General features: G+C 41.1%; 18 protein-coding genes. 10 read left to right on the top strand and 8 right to left on the bottom strand.

Translation table 11 applies throughout. The features are described 5' to 3' along the window. Positions 1-8 precede the first annotated feature (8 nt). From hisD to metG, 3 genes are all read right to left on the bottom strand, one after another. Complete coding sequence (gene hisD, locus ACRWQM_RS10000) at positions 9-1,301, bottom strand: histidinol dehydrogenase (RefSeq protein WP_434932019.1); 1,293 nt, start codon at positions 1,299-1,301, stop codon at positions 9-11. Between the two features lie 44 nt (positions 1,302-1,345). Next, complete coding sequence (gene hisG, locus ACRWQM_RS09995; protein ID WP_434929872.1) at positions 1,346-2,245, bottom strand: ATP phosphoribosyltransferase; 900 nt, start codon at positions 2,243-2,245, stop codon at positions 1,346-1,348. 542 nt (positions 2,246-2,787) lie between these two features. Next, positions 2,788-4,869 carry a methionine--tRNA ligase gene (gene metG, locus ACRWQM_RS09990; protein ID WP_434929871.1) on the bottom strand — a complete coding sequence of 694 codons (2,082 nt, stop codon included), beginning with the start codon at positions 4,867-4,869 and terminating at the stop codon, positions 2,788-2,790. A 151-nt stretch (positions 4,870-5,020) separates the two neighbouring features. On the opposite strand from metG, the gene apbC reads away from it, so the two are divergent. From apbC to ACRWQM_RS09945, 9 genes are all read left to right on the top strand, one after another. Beyond that, a complete protein-coding gene (apbC, locus tag ACRWQM_RS09985) occupies positions 5,021-6,142 on the top strand; it encodes an iron-sulfur cluster carrier protein ApbC (protein WP_434929870.1) in 1,122 nt (373 codons plus the stop codon). Between the two features lie 9 nt (positions 6,143-6,151). Continuing rightward, entirely contained in the window at positions 6,152-6,790 is a 639-nt protein-coding gene (gene udk, locus ACRWQM_RS09980) for a uridine kinase (RefSeq protein WP_226410094.1), read from the top strand. Between the two features lie 46 nt (positions 6,791-6,836). Beyond that, a complete protein-coding gene (dcd, locus tag ACRWQM_RS09975) occupies positions 6,837-7,424 on the top strand; it encodes a dCTP deaminase (protein WP_226410093.1) in 588 nt (195 codons plus the stop codon). Continuing rightward, entirely contained in the window at positions 7,421-8,254 is an 834-nt protein-coding gene (gene pabC, locus ACRWQM_RS09970) for an aminodeoxychorismate lyase (RefSeq protein WP_434929869.1), read from the top strand. Before dcd ends, pabC begins: the two co-directional genes overlap by 4 nt. 47 nt (positions 8,255-8,301) lie before the next feature. Beyond that, entirely contained in the window at positions 8,302-9,315 is a 1,014-nt protein-coding gene (gene mltG, locus ACRWQM_RS09965; RefSeq protein ID WP_434925954.1) for an endolytic transglycosylase MltG, read from the top strand. Continuing rightward, positions 9,312-9,956 carry a dTMP kinase gene (gene tmk, locus ACRWQM_RS09960; RefSeq protein ID WP_434929868.1) on the top strand — a complete coding sequence of 215 codons (645 nt, stop codon included), beginning with the start codon at positions 9,312-9,314 and terminating at the stop codon, positions 9,954-9,956. Before mltG ends, tmk begins: the two co-directional genes overlap by 4 nt. 27 nt (positions 9,957-9,983) lie before the next feature. After that, positions 9,984-10,943 (top strand): DNA polymerase III subunit delta', encoded by a 960-nt coding sequence (gene holB / locus ACRWQM_RS09955; protein WP_434929867.1) that lies wholly within the window; start codon positions 9,984-9,986, stop codon positions 10,941-10,943. A 64-nt stretch (positions 10,944-11,007) separates the two neighbouring features. Further along, positions 11,008-11,334 carry a PilZ domain-containing protein gene (locus ACRWQM_RS09950; protein WP_226410088.1) on the top strand — a complete coding sequence of 109 codons (327 nt, stop codon included), beginning with the start codon at positions 11,008-11,010 and terminating at the stop codon, positions 11,332-11,334. A 45-nt stretch (positions 11,335-11,379) separates the two neighbouring features. After that, positions 11,380-12,168 carry a TatD family hydrolase gene (locus tag ACRWQM_RS09945; protein WP_434929866.1) on the top strand — a complete coding sequence of 263 codons (789 nt, stop codon included), beginning with the start codon at positions 11,380-11,382 and terminating at the stop codon, positions 12,166-12,168. 344 nt (positions 12,169-12,512) lie between these two features. On the opposite strand, the gene rsmF is transcribed toward ACRWQM_RS09945, so the two are convergent. Then, the gene (gene rsmF / locus ACRWQM_RS09940) at positions 12,513-13,964 is read right to left on the bottom strand and encodes a 16S rRNA (cytosine(1407)-C(5))-methyltransferase RsmF (protein ID WP_434929865.1); all 1,452 of its coding nucleotides are present in this window, start codon (positions 13,962-13,964) and stop codon (positions 12,513-12,515) included. Between the two features lie 143 nt (positions 13,965-14,107). Here rsmF and ACRWQM_RS09935 point away from each other — a divergent pair, with 143 nt between their 5' ends. Further along, positions 14,108-15,334, top strand: a complete 1,227-nt coding sequence (locus ACRWQM_RS09935; RefSeq protein ID WP_434929864.1) for a nucleoside recognition domain-containing protein — start codon at positions 14,108-14,110, stop codon at positions 15,332-15,334. A gap of 19 nt (positions 15,335-15,353) precedes the next feature. Here ACRWQM_RS09935 and ACRWQM_RS09930 read toward each other — a convergent pair whose 3' ends face one another. From ACRWQM_RS09930 to ACRWQM_RS09915, 4 genes are all read right to left on the bottom strand, one after another. Next, positions 15,354-16,163 carry an alpha/beta fold hydrolase gene (locus ACRWQM_RS09930; protein WP_434925959.1) on the bottom strand — a complete coding sequence of 270 codons (810 nt, stop codon included), beginning with the start codon at positions 16,161-16,163 and terminating at the stop codon, positions 15,354-15,356. Positions 16,164-16,282: 119 nt separating this feature from the next. Continuing rightward, positions 16,283-17,005 carry a M15 family metallopeptidase gene (locus tag ACRWQM_RS09925; RefSeq protein ID WP_434929863.1) on the bottom strand — a complete coding sequence of 241 codons (723 nt, stop codon included), beginning with the start codon at positions 17,003-17,005 and terminating at the stop codon, positions 16,283-16,285. Continuing rightward, entirely contained in the window at positions 16,996-18,126 is a 1,131-nt protein-coding gene (gene dapE, locus ACRWQM_RS09920) for a succinyl-diaminopimelate desuccinylase (protein WP_434925961.1), read from the bottom strand. The genes ACRWQM_RS09925 and dapE overlap by 10 nt, the downstream gene beginning before the upstream one ends. After that, complete coding sequence (locus tag ACRWQM_RS09915) at positions 18,123-18,467, bottom strand: ArsC family reductase (protein WP_434925962.1); 345 nt, start codon at positions 18,465-18,467, stop codon at positions 18,123-18,125. Before ACRWQM_RS09915 ends, dapE begins: the two co-directional genes overlap by 4 nt. Positions 18,468-18,738: the final 271 nt, after the last annotated feature.

Genomic DNA, 18,738 nt, shown 5'->3' with positions numbered 1-18,738 from the left:
GATTACTGTTATTGGTTTAAGCTTGCTAACCTTATTGCGACGGCATTTTTGTGCGCATCTAACAGTTCATTTTCGGCTAAGGTCATCACGGTTTGGCCAATGTTTCTCAGGCCTTCAGCGCTGAGTTCTTGGACGGTAAAGCGTCGACTAAAATCCGCTAGTGATAAGCTAGATACCGCGCGACTATAACCGTAAGTAGGTAACACATGGTTAGTACCACTGGCATAATCGCCAACGGATTCTGGTGTGTATGCACCTAGAAAAACCGAACCTGCAGCACGGATAGTGCTGAGCAAAGCCCGTGGGTTTTCAGTTTGAACGATTAAGTGCTCCGGGCCATATTGGTTGGATACTTGTACCGCTTGAGCAAGATCATCAACCACTAAGCTTCGGCTACATTCAAGTGCTTTGGCGGCAATATCTTGTCGTGGTAACATTGCTAGTTGAATAGTGAGCTGAGTATTCACAGCATTGGCTTGCACAGCGCTGTTGGTCACCAACATCACTTGCGAGTCCACGCCGTGCTCAGCTTGTGACAGTAAATCCGCTGCAATAAAAGCAGGATTGGCTTGGTCATCGGCAATCACCAACACTTCAGACGGTCCAGCAGGCATATCAATGGTGACACTGACGCGGTTATCTTGCGACACTAATCTTTTGGCTTCGGTAACATAACGATTACCTGGGCCAAATATTTTATCGACTTTAGGTATAGTCTCTGTACCAAATGCCAAAGCGGCGATGGCTTGAGCACCACCCACTTGATATATCTCAGTAATACCACACACCTTGGCCGCATAAATAATCGCATCATTTATTGGCGGTGGGCTAACTAATACACGTTGCTCACAACCGGCAATTCTAGCGGGCAGGGCCAGCATCATTACTGTTGATATAAGTGGGGCAGTGCCACCTGGAATATACAAGCCGACTTTTTCAATCGCTTCAGATCTAAGCTCACATCGCACGCCTACTTGAGTTTCAATATCAATCGGCTTAAATATTTGTGCCTGATGAAACGCTTCAATATTAGCAACTGCCTGGGCAATGCTTTGTTTTACCTTGTCTGACACTCTAGCACTGGCAGAATCTATCTCTGCAGTTGTTAGGGCGAGATCATCAATGATAGCGCCATCAAACTGCTGATTAAATTTAGAAATAGCCGCATCACCATCTAATACCACTTGTTCGATAATGCTGCGAACTAGCTGCTCAACACTGTTATCACCCACCAAAGGTGAGCGTTTTAATGCCGCAACTTGCTGGTTAGCAGATAAACTATTCCAATTAAGGATTTGCATTGGTGATGAAGACTGTAATGGTGATTGTGTCATGGTCATCAGTATTACCCCATCATTTTTTCAATTGGCATTACTAAAATAGAGGTGGCACCTAAGGCCGTTAACTGCTCCATTGTGTCCCAGAATAAATCTTCAGAGCTGACTGCATGCACAGCAACACGATTTGAATCATCATTAAGCGGTAATACAGTTGGATTTTCAGCTCCTGGTAATAAAGCCACAATCTGATCTAAAGTGGCTGTTGGCGCGTGTAGCAGGATGTACTTACTCTCACGTGCGCGGATAACGCCATTAACTCGTGACAGTATTTTGTCGATTAACGCTTGCTTAGCCGGTGTTTGAGTTTGATTAGATTGAATGATGCAGGCCATTGAGCGGTAAATGACTTCAGTTTCATATAAGCCATTGGCTTCAAGGGTTGCACCCGTTGACACTAAGTCACAAATACCATCGGATAAACCCGCACGTGGTGCGACTTCAACTGAACCTTTAAGCATACAGTCGCTGTAACTAATACCTTTTTCTTGCATAAAACGGCGAAGGATATTGGGATATGAAGTGGCTATACGCAGACCCTCTAATGAGCTGGCATCCTTGTAGCTGAATTCATTAGGCACTGCGAGAGATAGGCGACAGGCACCAAAGTCAAGTTCACGTAATTTGGTGAAGTCAGCTGGCTTGTTGACCAGTTGACGTTCTAACTGTTCTTCTTCTAGAACGTTCTCGCCGATAATACCTAGGTCAACTACGCCGTCCATCACCAATCCTGGAATATCATCATCACGTACTCGAAGTAGGTCGATAGGCATATTGTCGGCGTGGGCGATAAGGCGCTGCTCATTTACATTAAACTTCACACCACAGCTTTTCAGCAGTTGTTGTGACTCTTTAGATAAGCGACCTGATTTTTGAATAGCGATGCGTAAACGGTTTGATTCAGTCATTGATATATACCTGTATAATAAAGTTGAAAATAAATAGTAAGGTTTTAAATATAAAAACAATTAGTTAAAAATAAAAAGAAAACTTAAGAAAACAAAAAACCCCTGAAATTGCTTCCAGGGGTTTGTGATAGTTTCACCGCCGGAAGGGAAATAGACCCTCGGCAGTAAGCATCCGAAGGCTACCGCATATGGTGGTGATGATGGATTGTAGTAGCTAGGATGAATATCATTGTTCGTCTCTTAATAAAGTTAATGAAGATACCCAAATGGTTATCTTAATAAATTCTGCTGAAGTTACCGTTCATACGGCCGTAAACTTCTATGCCATAAAACTTAACCGCTATTGATGTTGTTTGCAATAGCGAATAAAGGCAAATGGTAATTTATTTACAAATTTTATGGTAATAACTTAGAACAATTTAAATTAACGGCTATTTTTGTAGAAAAAACAAACAAAAAAGCCAGAAGTAAATATTTCTGGCTTTTAAATGGCATAGCCATTAATTGTATTTCACCAACATCATAGAAACTGTTTGCAGTGATTACTTGACTCGCATTCCTGGTTGAGCACCTTCGTGGGGCTCAAGAATCCATAACTCATTACCACCAGGACCTGCAGCTAATACCATGCCTTCTGACATACCAAAACGCATTTTTCGAGGTGCAAGGTTGGCGACCATGACAGTCAACTTACCCACTAGGTCTTCTGGCGCATAGGCTGATTTAATACCGGCAAACACTTGTTTAGTCTCGCCGCCTAAATCAAGTTCAAGCCTAAGTAATTTGTCTGCGTCAGGCACATGTTCCGCTTTGGCTATGCGGGCAATGCGCAAATCCAATTTCGCAAAATCATCAAATTCAATCGTGTCACTGATTGGGTCATCCTGTAGCGGATTACCTGTGCTGACTTTTACAGGTGCTTTATCAGCTTTAGCAGCCTTTTTAGGTTTTACTTCTTCAGGAGCTTGGGTAACTTGTAAGTTGTCTTTAGAGGCATCAACCATAGCAGCAACTTTGTCTAGGTCAACACGTTGCATCATCGCTTTAAAAGGCACTATTTCATGATTAGCCATATCTCTACCTAGGTTTTCCCAGGTTAATTCAACTTGTAAAAATGCTTCAACATCTTGGCTTAAACGCGGTAATACCGGCTTTAAGTAAGTCACTAAGATACGGAACAAGTTTAATGAAATAGAGCACACTTGATGCGCTTGTTGCTGCTGGTCTTCATGCTTAATTAACTGCCAAGGGGCTTGCTCAGCCACAAAAGCATTGGCTATGTCGGCTAATGCCATGATTTCACGCATTGCCTTACCATATTCACGGGTTTCGTAAAACTCTGCAATTTGATTTTGTTTGGCCAAGAATAATTCAGCTAGGCTGTTATCTTCAATGGTCGCTAACTTGCCATCAAAACGTTTGCTGATAAAGCCAGCTGTCCGTGATGCTAGGTTGACTAATTTGCCGACAAGATCAGAGTTAACACGCTGAGCAAAGTCTTCAAGGTTTAAATCTAAGTCATCAATACGGCTGCTCAGTTTTGCCGCGTAGTAGTAACGCAAAAACTCAGGGTCTAAATTGTCTAAATAAGTACGCGCCTTAATAAAGGTGCCCTTTGATTTAGACATTTTCGCGCCATTCACAGTCACATACCCATGGGCAAAAACGCTGGTCGGTTGGCGATAGTTAGCGCCATGAAGCATTGCTGGCCAGAATAAGCCATGGAAATTGACAATATCTTTACCGATGAAGTGATAAACCTCTGCGGTTGAATCTTTGGCCCAAAATTCATCAAAGTTAACGCTAGGGTTTTTATCACAGAAGTTTTTGAAAGAGCCCATGTAACCGATTGGTGCATCTAACCATACATAGAAGTATTTACCCGGGGCATCAGGTATTTCAAAACCAAAATAGGGCGCATCACGAGAAATATCCCATTGTTGCAAGCCTTGCTCAAACCATTCTTTTAGCTTGTTAGACACTTCAGGTTGCAATGAACCTGAATTAAGCCAAGTATGCAACATGCCTTCAAATGCCGGTAGGTCAAAGAAGAAATGCTCGCTGTCTTTCATTATTGGTGTTGCACCAGAAACCGCAGACTTAGGATTAATAAGATCTGTAGGGCTGTAGGTTGCGCCACAATTGTCACAGTTATCACCGTACTGATCTTCAGACTTACATTTAGGGCAGGTTCCCTTTACAAATCTGTCTGGTAAAAACATCGACTTTTCAGGATCAAATAGCTGTGAAATAGTCTTGGTTTTGATGTAGCCGCCGTCGCGAAGTTTCAAATAAATGCTGCTGGCCAGCTCACGATTTTCAGGACTGTGGGTGCTGTGGAAATTATCGAACTGAATATTGAAATCAGCAAAATCCTGTTGATGTTCTTCTTGAACTTGCGCAATCATTTCTTCTGGTGCAATACCAAGTTGCTGAGCTTTAAGCATGATAGGCGTGCCGTGGGCATCGTCTGCACAAATAAAGTGACATTCATGTCCGCGCAACTTTTGATAGCGAGACCAGATATCAGTTTGAATGTATTCAAGCATGTGGCCTAAGTGAATTGGGCCATTAGCATAAGGAAGGGCGCTGGTAACCAGAATTTTACGTTGTGATTGGGTCATTTTTTCTCAACATCGAATTTCGCTAAAAATATTGCCAAGATACTAACTGAAAAATGCAATATTTTCACCAAAACATGCACTAAAAAGGTGTATTTATAACTAAAAAATAATGAAGTTCTGATACACTTGCACAAATTTGTCAACGGGAGTCATGCTTTTGTCTATTTCCTATCCTGATTATCAACTTGATGCACAATTATTAGCCTCAGTGCTTGCCATTTTAGATGCACATCAAGATCCCTATTTAAAACAAGGCTTAGTCTCTGCCGGTTGTGTTGTAAAATTAGCCATTGAAGGTAAAAGATTACAATTAGGTTTGGTATATCCTTATCCTTGTATGACTCAATATCGCGACACCGTGATGGCTATAACCAATAAACTTGCAGTGCTAGATGCCATTGACGAAGTTGAATGTGAAATAGATTTTCAGCCGCGGGTTTATTCTGCTATTACCTCTGTAGAACCGATTAAAAATGTCAAACAAGTTATTGCCATTGCATCAGGCAAGGGTGGAGTTGGTAAATCAACTACAGCAGTTAATTTAGCCTTAGCATTAAAAGCTGAAGGGGCAGAAGTGGGCATTTTAGATGCCGACATATATGGTCCATCGATTCCGCTTATGCTAGGTATTCCAAATTTTCGTCCACAAAGCCCCGACGGCAAAATGATGACAGCCGCTTCGGCTCACGGCATTGCAGCACAATCAATTGGTTTTATGCTAGGTGATGGTGAGGCAGCTGTATGGCGTGGGCCAATGGCAGCAGGCGCATTAGTACAATTAATGAATGAAACCCAGTGGCCAGAATTAGATTATCTGATTATAGATATGCCGCCAGGTACAGGTGATATTCAATTAACCCTATCGCAAAAATTTCCCGTAAGTGGCGCGGTAATTGTCACTACGCCACAGGATATTGCCTTAGCTGATGCGCAAAAAGGCATTAGCATGTTCAATAAAGTACAAATTCCAGTACTCGGTATTGTTGAGAACATGAGCTTCCATTTATGCCCAGAGTGCGGTCACAAAGAACACCCATTTGGAACCCATGGCGGCAGTAAAATTGCTGAACGCTATAATGTGCCATTATTAGGGGCGTTGCCGTTAAATATTAATATTCGTGAATCGATGGACAATGGTGCGCCTAGCGTGGTCACTGAGCCTGATTCTGAAGTGTCTGGTATTTATCGTGAAATTGCGCGCAAGTTAGGCGCGCAATCAGCATTACAACAAGTTAAATCAACTGTTTCTATTAGTATATCGGACGACGAGTAAGGTCAAAGCATGAATTCTCCACAGTGTGTCATTATTGGTATCGCCGGTGCATCGGCATCAGGTAAAAGCTTAATTGCGAATACTATTTTTCAAGAGCTTTGCCGTGATCTGGGCACCAACCAAATAGGGGTTATCAATGAAGATGCGTATTATCGTGATCAATCTCATTTGACCATGGATGAGCGGATTCAAACCAACTATGACCACCCTAAAGCGCTTGACCATCAACTGCTTGCTAACCATTTAGAAACATTAAAACGTGGTGAGGCTGTTAACATTCCACGTTATAGTTACACCGAACATACTCGTATATCTGAAACGCTCGAAATGCAGCCTAAAAAAGTCATTATTCTAGAAGGGATTTTGTTACTAACCGATCCTAAGTTACGTGAACTCATGGATGCCAGTGTGTTTATGGACACACCACTAGACATCTGTTTTTTACGGCGATTAACACGAGATGTTGCAGAACGTGGTAGAACAATGGAATCGGTTATCTCACAATACAAGAAAACAGTACGTCCGATGTTTTTACAGTTTATTGAACCGTCAAAGCAATATGCCGATATCATTGTGCCCCGTGGTGGCAAAAATCGTATCGCAACCGATATATTAAAGGCACGTATTCAACACTTGCTGGCTAAGTAACATCACTCACTTTTAAAGGTTCGATTACTTAATTAAGGTTGTGCTAATGCGTTTAACCGATATCGAAATAGAACAAAGCTTAGATGATGGGTTGATTATAATTGACCCAAGACCTCCAGTTGAAGCTATTTCAGGTGTCAGTGTTGACGTCCGCCTTGGCAGCCAGTTTAGGGTATTTCAAGATCATACTGCACCCTATATTGACTTAAGTGGTCCTGCCGCTGAAATGCAAGTTGCCTTGGATAAGGTGATGGGCGATAAAATTAATATTGCTGACGGTGAAGCGTTTTTTCTTCATCCTGGCGAATTAGCTTTAGCTGTTACCCTTGAAACTGTTACCTTACCGGCCGATATTGTCGGTTGGTTAGATGGCCGTTCATCATTAGCCCGATTAGGCTTAATGGTTCATGTTACCGCCCATCGAATCGATCCCGGTTGGCAAGGCAAGATTGTATTAGAGTTTTTCAATAGTGGTAAATTGCCATTGGCGCTTCGTCCTGGCATGACCATTGGTGCATTAAATTTTGAGCGTTTAAGCGGTCCAGTGGCGCGGCCATACAATAAACGTAAAAGTGCAAAATATAACAACCAGCAAGATGCCGTAGCCAGCCGGATAAGTCAGGACGATAAATGACGCAAGTTTGGGTAAATCAACAACATATGGCAAGCGTCAACCCGTTTGATCGTGGTTTAGCTTATGGCGATGGTCTGTTTGCGACTATGCGAACCTATCCTTCTACGTCCATCAAAGCTGGCATTATGTTGTTAGATTTACACTTAACTAGACTGGAGCAAGGCAGTAAACGACTTAACCTTAATTGGTCTGCATCTAGTCAATTACGCAAGCATTTAATTTATCTCGCCAGTAGTTATCCCAATGCATGTGTCAAATTACTGCTGACTCGTGGTGTTGGTGGCCGTGGTTATCAAGCGCCTGAAATAGCCAATATTACCGAAATCACCTCAGTACATGAAATACCTGAGCATTATAAAACTTGGCAAAAAAGTGGCGTTGCGTTAACTACCTCACCAGTCACTTTAGCTCGACAACCACTGTTAGCGGGTATTAAACACCTTAATCGGTTAGAGCAAGTGCTGATAAAATCACATACTTTACCCACTGGATTTGATGATTGGTTAGTCTACGATACTCAGGGATATTTGATTGAAGCCTCAATGGCGAATATCTTTATAGTTAAAGATAATCAAGTGTTTACTCCTGCGATTAATCAAGCTGGTGTGAGTGGTGTAATGCGTGAAGCTGTGATTGACATCATGTTAGCACAGGGTGTTGCAGTTTATGCGACTCAGCTAAACAGTAATAGTGTATTAATGGCTGATGCTATTATGATGAGTAATAGTTTGCTCGGCCTTATTGATGTTGTACGAGTCGATAAAAACAGCTATCAGCCATGGTCTCACACGCAAGCTATTGCACAGCAGTTGCAAACGCTATTAAGCTAAGGCACTTTACTTGTGCCAACAAGAATCATTCACCTAATTAGATGTCTATGAAAACAACAATAATAACCCGATTGTTAGCCAGTTTAATTCCACTTTTAGCCATTATGTGTTTAGTGGGTTATTGGTATGCAAAAGATATTTTGCAATACAAAAATCAGCCATTAACGCTGACGGAACCCACAATCATTACCGTGACATCTGGTACATCTTTACTGAAATTAACCCAGGAATTAGAACAACAAGGCATTATTACTGAAAGCTGGAAAGTGCGCTTGTTAGTCAAACTAGAACCTTATTTAGGCGATATTAAAGCTGGGCTTTATCAGATGGTGCCAGGCGATAAGCTGGTGGATTTCATCAACCGACTGAGATTAGGCCAAGAAATGGTATTTTCAGTGACATTTGTTGAAGGTAAAACCATTAAGGAATGGATACCAGTATTACAAGGTCTAGAACACATGAAATATGATGAGAATGTGTTTATTAAAGTACTTGAAGCAAATGGCGATACGACAGGATTACCTGAGGGTAAGTTTTTCCCAGAAACTTATCACTATCGTGTCGATGAAACGTTATTTTCAATGATGCAACGCAGTTACTTAATGATGCAAACTCATTTGGCGCAAGCCTGGGAACAGCGCGATCCTGATTTAAAATTAAACTCGCCCTATGAACTGCTGATTATTGCTTCAATTATCGAAAAAGAAACCGCTAAAGATGAAGAACGTAATTGGGTCAGTGCAGTATTTAATAATCGTTTGAAAAAGGGCATGCGTTTACAAACGGATCCCACCATTATTTATGGTATGGGCGACAGATATAAAGGCAATATTACTAAGAAAGACATACTAGAGAAAACCGCTTTTAACACTTATCGAATTGATGGCTTACCCCCTACACCGATAGCGGCTCCAAGCAAGGCGTCTTTATATGCCGCAGCAAACCCGGCCAAAGTGAATTATTTGTTTTTTGTATCAAGAAATGATGGCAGTCATATTTTTTCATCGACGTATAAAGAACATAACCGTGCCGTAAATGAATATCAGAGAAAGAAAAAATGAGTCAACAATTAGGACAATTTATTGTTATCGAAGGCCTAGAGGGTGCTGGTAAATCTAGTGCGGTGTCTTTAGTTCAAAGCATTATTACTGAACATACAGGTCAAACACCAGTATGTACCCGAGAACCTGGCGGCACACCTCTGGCTGAAAAAATTCGCGACTTAGTTAAAATTGCCGATGAAAACGATTCCTTATGCGATGAAGCAGAATGCTTACTATTTTATGCAGCACGTACCCAGTTAATTACTAATGTGATTAAGCCTGCATTAGCCAAAGGGCAATGGGTATTAGGTGATCGTCACAATTTATCATCGCTCGCATATCAAGGCGGTGGCAGAGGCTTAATGCCATTAGTTAAAGCCATTAGTGATGCAAGTTTGCATGGCTTTAAACCTGACTTAACCCTGTATTTAGACATTGACCCTAGCCTAGGTTTACAACGCGCATCTGCCCGTGGTGCACTGGACCGAATTGAGTTACAACATATTGCATTTTTTGAACGTGCCCGTGCTACCTTTTTAGCCTTTGCAGCCGAAGACGAGTCCATTATTGTTATTGATGCAAGTCAGTCTATCGATAAAGTACATCAAGATATTCGCGATAAATTAACCAAAAGATTATTAGCAGTAAAACGGCCTTAAGCAATCGCTGATACAAGGGGTAACAAGATGACAGACTATACTTTGACACAACTACCTTGGTTGGCCACTGCATTTGAGCGGTTTGCTAAGCTGTGTTACCAAAATCAACATAGTCATGCCCAACTTATCCCTGTCGATATCGCTTTAGGAGGTATCGAACTGGCTACTGAAATGGCTCAAATGGCATTGTGTGTCGACAAAACCCCAGTGGGTGCTTGTGGTATATGTAAAGCATGCTTGTTATGCAAATCAGGTAATCATCCCGATTTACATTGGGTTCGCAGTGATGGCAATCAAATCAAAGTCGATCAAATACGCGAGTTATGTCAATCATTACTGCATACCGCACAGCAGTCAGGTGCTCGTGTTGCTGTAATAGAGCAAAGTGAACGGATGAACATTGCCGCGGCCAATGCACTGCTTAAAACATTAGAAGAACCTGGCGCGAATACGTTATTATTATTACAAACCGATACCCCAGCGAGTTTATTGCCGACCATAACAAGCCGTTGCCAAAAAATAGCCTTTACTCACCCAACTAAAACACATATAACTGATTGGCTTGACGCACTGGATTTATTACCAATTGCTAATGCCCAGGGGCAACGACATGATGTTACTTGGTGTTTAGGCGTAGTAGGTGGTCCGTTAAAGTTAGCCGCTAGCCTGCAGTCAAAACATTACCCACAATTACTTGAATATCGACAAGATTGGTCCGCAAGCTTACAATCGGGTCACTTGCAAAATAGTTTGTTAAAGTTAACTGATATACAAATAATAGATGCTTTGAAGGTTTTATATTTGTACTTAAGGCAATATGTGTTAAAAAGTAATAAGTTAAATCCATTAATTCAATCAAAAGTGATTGAATTAGCTGGTGATGTTATGCACATGACCCATAAATTAGCTACAATGGCTAATGTAAACACACAGGCTTTATGTCAAAATTATGTTTTACAATTCAGGCACGTGCTAGCATTAAGCTAAGTGCTATGCTTAAACCGCTTAATATAAGTACTCACATCATTTTATAAGAGAATTAAGAGATAATATGGTCGACTTGGTGGTTAATTACGATACTCTGCACCAGCTATATCGTGCCTATATGCCGTTTATTAAACCGGCGGGATTATTTGTGGCAACTACAGAAAGTCATTTTTTAGGTCAAGAGCTCACCATTGCATACCGTTTACCTAACACTAGCCAAATTAATGAATTTAAAGGCTCTGTGGTATGGATTAATCCTATTGGCGCATCGGGTGGAAGACCTGCAGGGATTGGTATTAAAATTAGAACTGACCCTGAAAGCCATAAACACCATATTGAAAAGTTATTAGCACAAGAATTATCGTCAGGTGATTTGACCTGTACCATGTAGCTCGGTATCCTCTGCATCCCATTTATCTAATTCTCGTCTGTTATTATGCTAATTGATTCACATTGTCACCTGGACCGTTTAAAAGCGGCGCCAGATCAAGCCTCGTTACAAATTATTATGGATAACGCCAAAGCCCAAGGGGTGGATTATCTATTGTGTGTGAATGTGCGCCAGCAAGGTTTTGAACAAATGCGCGATAAAGTAGCGCAGTTTGATAATATTTTTTTATCATCAGGGGTGCATCCCTTAGATGTTAAAGAAGGCTTAGATGTTGATCAAATTAGACGTTTTGCAACCGATCCTAAAGTGATTGCGATTGGTGAAACAGGTTTAGATTATTTTTATGCCGATGAAACTAAAATTCTGCAACAACAATGTTTTGAACAACAAATTGCCTTAGCTGTTGAAGTCAATAAACCCCTTATTGTCCATACTCGTGATGCCAGAGAAGACACTATAGCCATGCTTAAAAATGGTCAAGCTGACAAAGTGGCAGGGGTGCTCCATTGTTTTACAGAAACATGGGAAATGGCCAAAGCCGCAATGGACTTGGGTTTTTATATTTCAGTCTCGGGTATTGTCACTTTTAAAAATGCCGGTGAGCTACGTAGCGTGATCCGTAAAGTCCCAAAAGATAGATTATTGGTTGAAACAGATTCCCCTTATCTTGCGCCTGTGCCACATCGCGGCCAAGAAAACCAACCAGCTTATGTTCGTGATGTTGCAGAGTTTGTTGCAGAGCTTCGCGGTGAAAAGTATCAAGATCTGGCGGACTACACTTCAGAGAACTTCTTTAATTTGTTTAAGGATGCCCGGAAGTTGATCGGTCGCTAAACAAGATTATGCGTTGTTTAAATAATTATTTTTTTGCAAAAAAAAGACCCAAAACGATCCGATTGTCTTGGGCCTAGGGAAATGGCTCTTTACAGAGCCGTGCGCTAGAGTTGAGGAATTAATCTCTGCACAAATTATAGTCAGCACTTTGGGTTTGCGCTTAAAAAAACATCATTTATTTATTGTTTTCGGTGATTTTTTTAGCAAAGTTAAGTAAACGCATTATTTATCATATAATTAGTCGACTATAAAAAAGCCTGAATCATTTCAGGCTTTTTGCTTTAGGTAGCTGTGTTTTTAGATCATGTGTTTCAAGTGCCAGTAGTAGAATGCTACAAGCGCTATTATGTGTAAGCCACTTTGTCTCTCACCAATTCACGTGGCAGATTGTTCTTCAGTCTATGGCCTAAGTGCTTAACAACGCCTAATGCACATTGATGATGACTAACTAACATTTCGCCGTGTGCATGTTGATTGAGCCACTGTTGTCGCTCAGGGCTAAAACTGGCCGTTTCAATATCTCTACCCATCAAAAACTGTTGTGCTTGTAGTGATGTTAACTCAATGCAATTTTGATTGTTTAGGGTGGAACCTACTAAAGCTATGATAGCTTCATGTCTGACCTTAAAGCCTTTTTTTAACGCATCAGCAAGCTTAAGACCAATCCGTTGGAAACGCATTTTTCCTACCATTGGCATAAATTGATTTGGGAATAGCCAAAACTCATCATCTCTTTGCATGACTATCGCATCATTGGGCAAGCTAATATCAAAGTGAGATAATAAATAGTCCTTTAGCGCTTCAATTTGTTTATCTGCTATTGGGCTAAAGGGAAAGTTTTTTTGCAACTTAGGTTGTTTTTTAATCCGCTCTATTGGAGCTTTTTTACGAATTTTTGCAACGAAGAAGCCTTCACTATCAAAAATTTGTGGCCATACATGTAAGAAGCCTTCTGGAGTACAGGCGGCTTGCGCATTGGGGAATAAATCATTCAATGGCACAAACTCTACCGCATCAGGATAGGTTTGCTGCAGGTGATAGCAAATGTGCTGATTCTCTAATTGGCTCAATGTGCACGTTGAATATACTAAGGTGCCGCCAGTCTTTAATGCGAGAAAAGCCGCTTCGATAAGATCTTTCTGGGTATCTGCTATTGCGGTGACATCGTTAATATTCCAATTTTTTAATGCATTAGCATCTTTGCGAACCGTACCTTCACCACCACAGGGGGCGTCTAACAAAATAGCATCAAAAGTGTCATACATATATTCGCCAAATACTCGGCCGTCAAAATGGGTTAACGCCACATTACTTGCGCCCATACGAAGCACATTGGCGTGCAGCACTTTAACTCGACTAGCGGAATATTCATTGGCGACTAACAAGCCTTTATTATGCATTAATGCCGCTATCTGAGTGGTTTTTGAACCAGGAGCTGAAGCAACATCTAAAATGAGCTCAGGCAATAAAATACCATCAAATAAAGCGGTCGGAGGAAGCATTGAACTGGCTTCTTGTATATAAAACAGCCCTTGAATATGTTCAACCAAATTACCGAGTTGTTGCTCGTCATCGACATTAATCCAAAAACCATCATCACACCAAGGTATGGGGTCAAATTGCCAGCCTTTATGTAGCATTAACTGCACAAACTCAGCGCTAGTGATTTTTAATGTATTGACTCTAATGGATTTTCGTAGCGGTTTGTCACAGATAGCGATAAATTCGTCCAGTGAAAGGTGCTTGGGTAATTCATCGCTGATGTGTTTGATAAAATTTGGATTTAATTGAACCATAATGCAGACATTGTTTACTCACGTGGCATAATTACCAAGATAATATCATGGAATGTATCAGCTTGGTTATTCAGCGATATAAACTAGCCGCGACAAATGCGTTAAACGGTTCAAAGTAAATTTGCCAAGCAAAGGGAGATTATGTGCTAAATCGAGTGTGGTTAGGTTTTTTCATTGTTGCAGCAATGGCTATAGTATTGCAGTTATTATCTGGCAATGTGACCGTATTAAGCGATTCTGTGAGTGCGCTTTTTGCCAGCGCCAAACTTGCTGCTGAAATATCTCTGGGATTAATTGGTGTATTAGCCCTTTGGATGGGATTAATGCAGGTAGGTGAAAAAGCCGGTGTAGTGGGCTTATTTGCTAAATTGTTTGAGCCATTACTGTGCAAACTAATGCCTGATGTTCCGCGTGGACATCCTGCTTATGGCAGCATTAGCATGAATTTAACCGCCAATATGCTTGGATTAGACAATGCAGCTACGCCGCTTGGCTTAAAAGCAATGCAAGATTTACAAAGCCTAAATCCGAATAAAACCGTGGCGACTAATGCTCAAATTCTTTTCTTGGTACTGAATACTTCTTCAGTAACATTAGTGCCTGTCACGGTATTTTTATATCGAGCACAACAGGGCGCAGCATCGCCCGCTGAGATTTTCCTGCCTATTTTATTAGCCACTTGTGCCTCAACAATCGTCGGTTTATTAGTGGTGGCAATCGTGCAACGCATTTCATTATTTAGCAGCGTTATTTTAGCTTATGGTGCTTTGCTATTGTCGCTGATCATGGCGTCGATGTTTTACTTATTAAGCTTAAGCGCAGAAGCTATCGGTCAAGTCTCAAGTGTATTAGGTAATGGCATTTTATTATTACTGGTGATGAGTTTTGTGATAGTGGCTGGAATTAAAAAGGTCGAAATATATGATGAGTTTATTGAAGGTGCAAAAGGCGGCTTTAATCAGGCGGTACAATTAATTCCTTACCTATTAGCTATGTTGTTGGCCATTGGATTATTACGGGCTTCAGGCGCGTTAGATTATGTATTACAAGGGCTGGCAAGTTTAGTGTCTATGCTGGGTTATGACACACGATTTATTGATGCTATGCCAACCGCTATTATGAAGCCATTTAGCGGCTCAGGTGCTAGGGCTATGATGCTAGAAACCATGGAATATCATGGGGTTGACTCCTTTGCTGGGCGTTTAGCGGCTATTTTTCAAGGCAGTACTGAAACCACCTTTTATGTGTTGGCGGTTTATTTTGGCTCGGTAGGTATTCGAAACGGTCGTCATGCATTAGGCTGTGGTTTAGCGGCTGACTTGGGCGGCATTATTGCCGCCATCAGTGTGTGTTACTGGTTTTATGGTTAATATAAGCAGAGTGGATCCATTACTGGTAAAAGTTAATCAATAATTGATTTATCTCATCCGCTTTTTCTTGTATGGCTAAATGGCCTGCAAGCTGCACATGGTGTAGTTTTGCGCCGCTAATTTCATCACTCATCAAGTAACTTTCTAATACGGTACGTAAATGATTTTCCACGCCAACTATCACCAGTGTTGGTAGGGTAAATTGTTCCACTAACTCCATGGTATCGCGCTTAAATATTGCCATATGGGCAAAACGACTTAATACCGGCACTTGTTGGCTATCAATGTTTTGCAGTTTTTGGCTAAATAGCTCAACAGCAGTCTTATCTTGGTTTGTTTTAGCAAACATTAATGGGCTAATAGTGTCAGCTAATTCGCGAGTGATGGTTTTAGTATCATTCATAATATCTAACCATTGCTGATATTTAACACAATTCACTTCTGGCTCGAAGCCTATAAATGCGTTGATCATTACCAGTGATTGTACTTTTTCAGGAGCGTTTAACACCATTTCTGCTGCAATCGCACCGCCGCAACCGTGGCCAATAATATGGTACTTCTCGATATTTAATTCTGCTAAAGCAGACGCAATGTGCTGTGCAACATCAAGTAAGTTTTTGGTGGTGGCAGGTATACTTTTACTGTCACCGTGGCCCCATAAGTCAATGGCAATACAACGATAGTGCTGACTTAGACTTTGTAGTTGAGCTTGCCAGATTTGTCTATTAGCAAATAAGCCATGTAATAATACAATGACATCACCTTGGCCAATGTCAGTGAAATGCAGCGGCTGTTGGTCAATTAAACAATGCTTTGAACTGGATAACATAATAAGACTCAGTAAATGGGAAAAGGATAACTATGGTTGTTATTCATTGTATTTTTGAAGATTAATTCGACATAACAATTGGTGTGCACTCAATGGTTTCGACACATGTTTACAATGGGTTATATTGGCACGCTGGCCACAAACTTAACGTAATGGTTAACAAGTTCATCTAGCCTAGCCATTACGGGAGATTTTAATTCAAATTCCGCGTATTCAAAAACCTTATATAAATCCTGGCACAGATATGACTCTGTGTAATGACTGGCAACAGGGTAATAACTTAAATGCCATTCTTCGGTGCTCACTCCACTTTTTCCTTGTTGAAAAGGGAAGTAAAAACCAAATTGGTTAGCATGTTGTTGTAGCCATTGATATAAAGCATGGCAAGGGCCATTACCTTGATATTCAGCAGCAACTAACTGTAATGCATCACGGTCAATCTTACTGGGGTCATATACATCAATATCTGTTCCCCAGTGGTGCCTAGATGCACCAGGCAGTGCAGACCAAATTAAAATTGAATCGATAATTTGCTGCGATGATAAGGATTCAAAATGAAGCGGTTGATGTTGTTTATCAAGCAGTGGCCGCTTACCGGTAGCTTTGGCATTCCAAATTGATAATTGCTTATCAAAGCTGCGATAAGCTGAGCATATCGCCATATCAATACCTTCGCGCTTTGCCGCATCACGCATAGTCAAAAATGCTTTTGCGGCTTCTGGTTGTAATAAAACAGATTCAAACTTAACTAAATTAGCCTCATCTAAGCCATAAAGGTGAGGATGTGAGATCGCTAATGCATTTTTGTTAATGCTTGAATCTGTAATAGGCTCTAGTCGCACAACAGTTTTTCCAGTATTCGCTCATAACATAACGTCAGTAGCTCAAGGTCGGCTATATTCACAGACTCATTTACTTTATGAATGGTTGCGTTAACTGGACCAAGCTCGATAACTTGAGCGCCAGTTGGCGCGATAAAGCGGCCATCGGATGTGCCACCGGTTGTTTGTGGATCTGTATCATAACCGGTAATTTCGCGAATGCTTTGTTTGGTGGCTTCTAATAATGGGCCGTCACCGGTTAAAAAGGGCAGACCATTGAATACCCAGTTAATATCGTAATCTAAACCATGGGCATCAAGAATACTTAACACCCGTTGTATTAATATTTCGGCGGTCACTTCGGTTGAGTACCGGAAGTTAAACATCACTTGAAGATCCCCTGGGATCACATTTGATGCCCCTGTGCCGCCATTAATATTGGCTATTTGAAAACTGGTTGGCGGGAAAAACTCATTGCCGCTATCCCAGTGCATTTGTGCCAGCTCAGTTAATGCAGGAGTGGCTTTATGAATAGGGTTATCTGCAAGGTGAGGATAGGCAACATGGCCTTGAATGCCCTTAACGGTTAAATTGCCCGTTAAGCTTCCACGACGGCCATTTTTAACGACGTCACCGAGTTTATGTGTCGATGAAGGCTCGCCCACTAATGCCCAGGTAATTTTTTCGTTACGCGCTTCTAAGGTTTCGATGACTTTTGGGGTGCCATTAATAAATGGGCCTTCTTCATCACTGGTAATTAGGTAGGCAATAGAGCCTTTATGATCGGGATGTTTAGCAACAAAGCGTTCAGTAGCGACGACCATAGCAGCTAATGATCCTTTCATGTCAGCGGCGCCACGTCCATGTAAGTAACCGTCTATTACGGTTGGCTCAAAGGGCGGGGTATGCCAGCGATTTAAATCGCCTGTTGGTACTACGTCGGTGTGGCCCGCAAAACAAAAAACCGGAGATTCAGTGCCACGACGTGCCCATAAATTGGTGGTGTCGTGAAATACCATCGACTCAATATTAAATCCGACCTTGCTAAGACGTTCAGCCATAAGCGGTTGGCAGCCTTCATCAAGTGGGGTAACAGATTTACGTGATAGTAAATCTTTGGCTAAATCGATAACTTGACTCATTTGGTAAACCACGCTTGATAGTCAGCCTCTTTAAAGCCAACCATAATAGTTGAATGATTATCTAACACCGGACGCTTGATCAGGGTAGGGTGTTGTAGCATTAATGCAATTGCTTTTTGCTCGGTCAAATCTGTTTTTTCCGCGTCATCTAAGCTTCTAAAACTGGTGCTACGTTTATTGAATACGGTTTCCCATCCCAAGGTTTTACACCATTTAGCGACAGTATCTTGATCTAAGCCCTGCTCACGAAAGTCATGGAATTGATGTTCTATTTTGTTGGCGTCTAACCATTTACGCGCTTTACGAACCGTGTCGCAATTCTTGATACCATATAACTTCAACCTGAATTCTCCCTTAGCTAAATTATTCGTTACGCTGTTAAATGTTGTAAATGAAAGCGATTAATGAATGCATTTAAGCTCTTTTGTAAGCTAAATTAATGAAACAACAATTTAGTTAGTATTGTGGCATTGTGATTTGGCTTGAACAAGATAAAGACTTGCATTTGAATAAAATTCAATCATGTAAAAATTTAATATTAATATACCCAATTATAAAAGCAAAAATGCAGATACTCGATCTGCATTTAACATTCATAGGTTACGCCTTATA

The sequence above is a fragment of the Shewanella sp. HL-SH5 genome (assembly GCF_051163755.1).
GTDB lineage: Bacteria > Pseudomonadota > Gammaproteobacteria > Enterobacterales > Shewanellaceae > Shewanella > Shewanella glacialimarina.
The sequence above is the reverse complement of the archived record's forward strand: the minus strand, read 5'-3'. Positions and strand labels throughout refer to the sequence as shown.

What these genes read in the sequence shown, in the direction of transcription:
- hisD (WP_434932019.1), bottom strand. Translation starts at nt 1,301, where the DNA reads ATGCAAATCCTTAATTGGAATAGTTTATCTGCTAACCAGCAAGTTGCG.
- hisG (WP_434929872.1), bottom strand. Translation starts at nt 2,245, where the DNA reads ATGACTGAATCAAACCGTTTACGCATCGCTATTCAAAAATCAGGTCGC.
- metG (WP_434929871.1), bottom strand. Translation starts at nt 4,869, where the DNA reads ATGACCCAATCACAACGTAAAATTCTGGTTACCAGCGCCCTTCCTTAT.
- apbC (WP_434929870.1), top strand. Translation starts at nt 5,021, where the DNA reads ATGCTTTTGTCTATTTCCTATCCTGATTATCAACTTGATGCACAATTA.
- udk (WP_226410094.1), top strand. Translation starts at nt 6,152, where the DNA reads ATGAATTCTCCACAGTGTGTCATTATTGGTATCGCCGGTGCATCGGCA.
- dcd (WP_226410093.1), top strand. Translation starts at nt 6,837, where the DNA reads ATGCGTTTAACCGATATCGAAATAGAACAAAGCTTAGATGATGGGTTG.
- pabC (WP_434929869.1), top strand. Translation starts at nt 7,421, where the DNA reads ATGACGCAAGTTTGGGTAAATCAACAACATATGGCAAGCGTCAACCCG.
- mltG (WP_434925954.1), top strand. Translation starts at nt 8,302, where the DNA reads ATGAAAACAACAATAATAACCCGATTGTTAGCCAGTTTAATTCCACTT.
- tmk (WP_434929868.1), top strand. Translation starts at nt 9,312, where the DNA reads ATGAGTCAACAATTAGGACAATTTATTGTTATCGAAGGCCTAGAGGGT.
- holB (WP_434929867.1), top strand. Translation starts at nt 9,984, where the DNA reads ATGACAGACTATACTTTGACACAACTACCTTGGTTGGCCACTGCATTT.
- ACRWQM_RS09950 (WP_226410088.1), top strand. Translation starts at nt 11,008, where the DNA reads ATGGTCGACTTGGTGGTTAATTACGATACTCTGCACCAGCTATATCGT.
- ACRWQM_RS09945 (WP_434929866.1), top strand. Translation starts at nt 11,380, where the DNA reads ATGCTAATTGATTCACATTGTCACCTGGACCGTTTAAAAGCGGCGCCA.
- rsmF (WP_434929865.1), bottom strand. Translation starts at nt 13,964, where the DNA reads ATGGTTCAATTAAATCCAAATTTTATCAAACACATCAGCGATGAATTA.
- ACRWQM_RS09930 (WP_434925959.1), bottom strand. Translation starts at nt 16,163, where the DNA reads ATGTTATCCAGTTCAAAGCATTGTTTAATTGACCAACAGCCGCTGCAT.
- dapE (WP_434925961.1), bottom strand. Translation starts at nt 18,126, where the DNA reads ATGAGTCAAGTTATCGATTTAGCCAAAGATTTACTATCACGTAAATCT.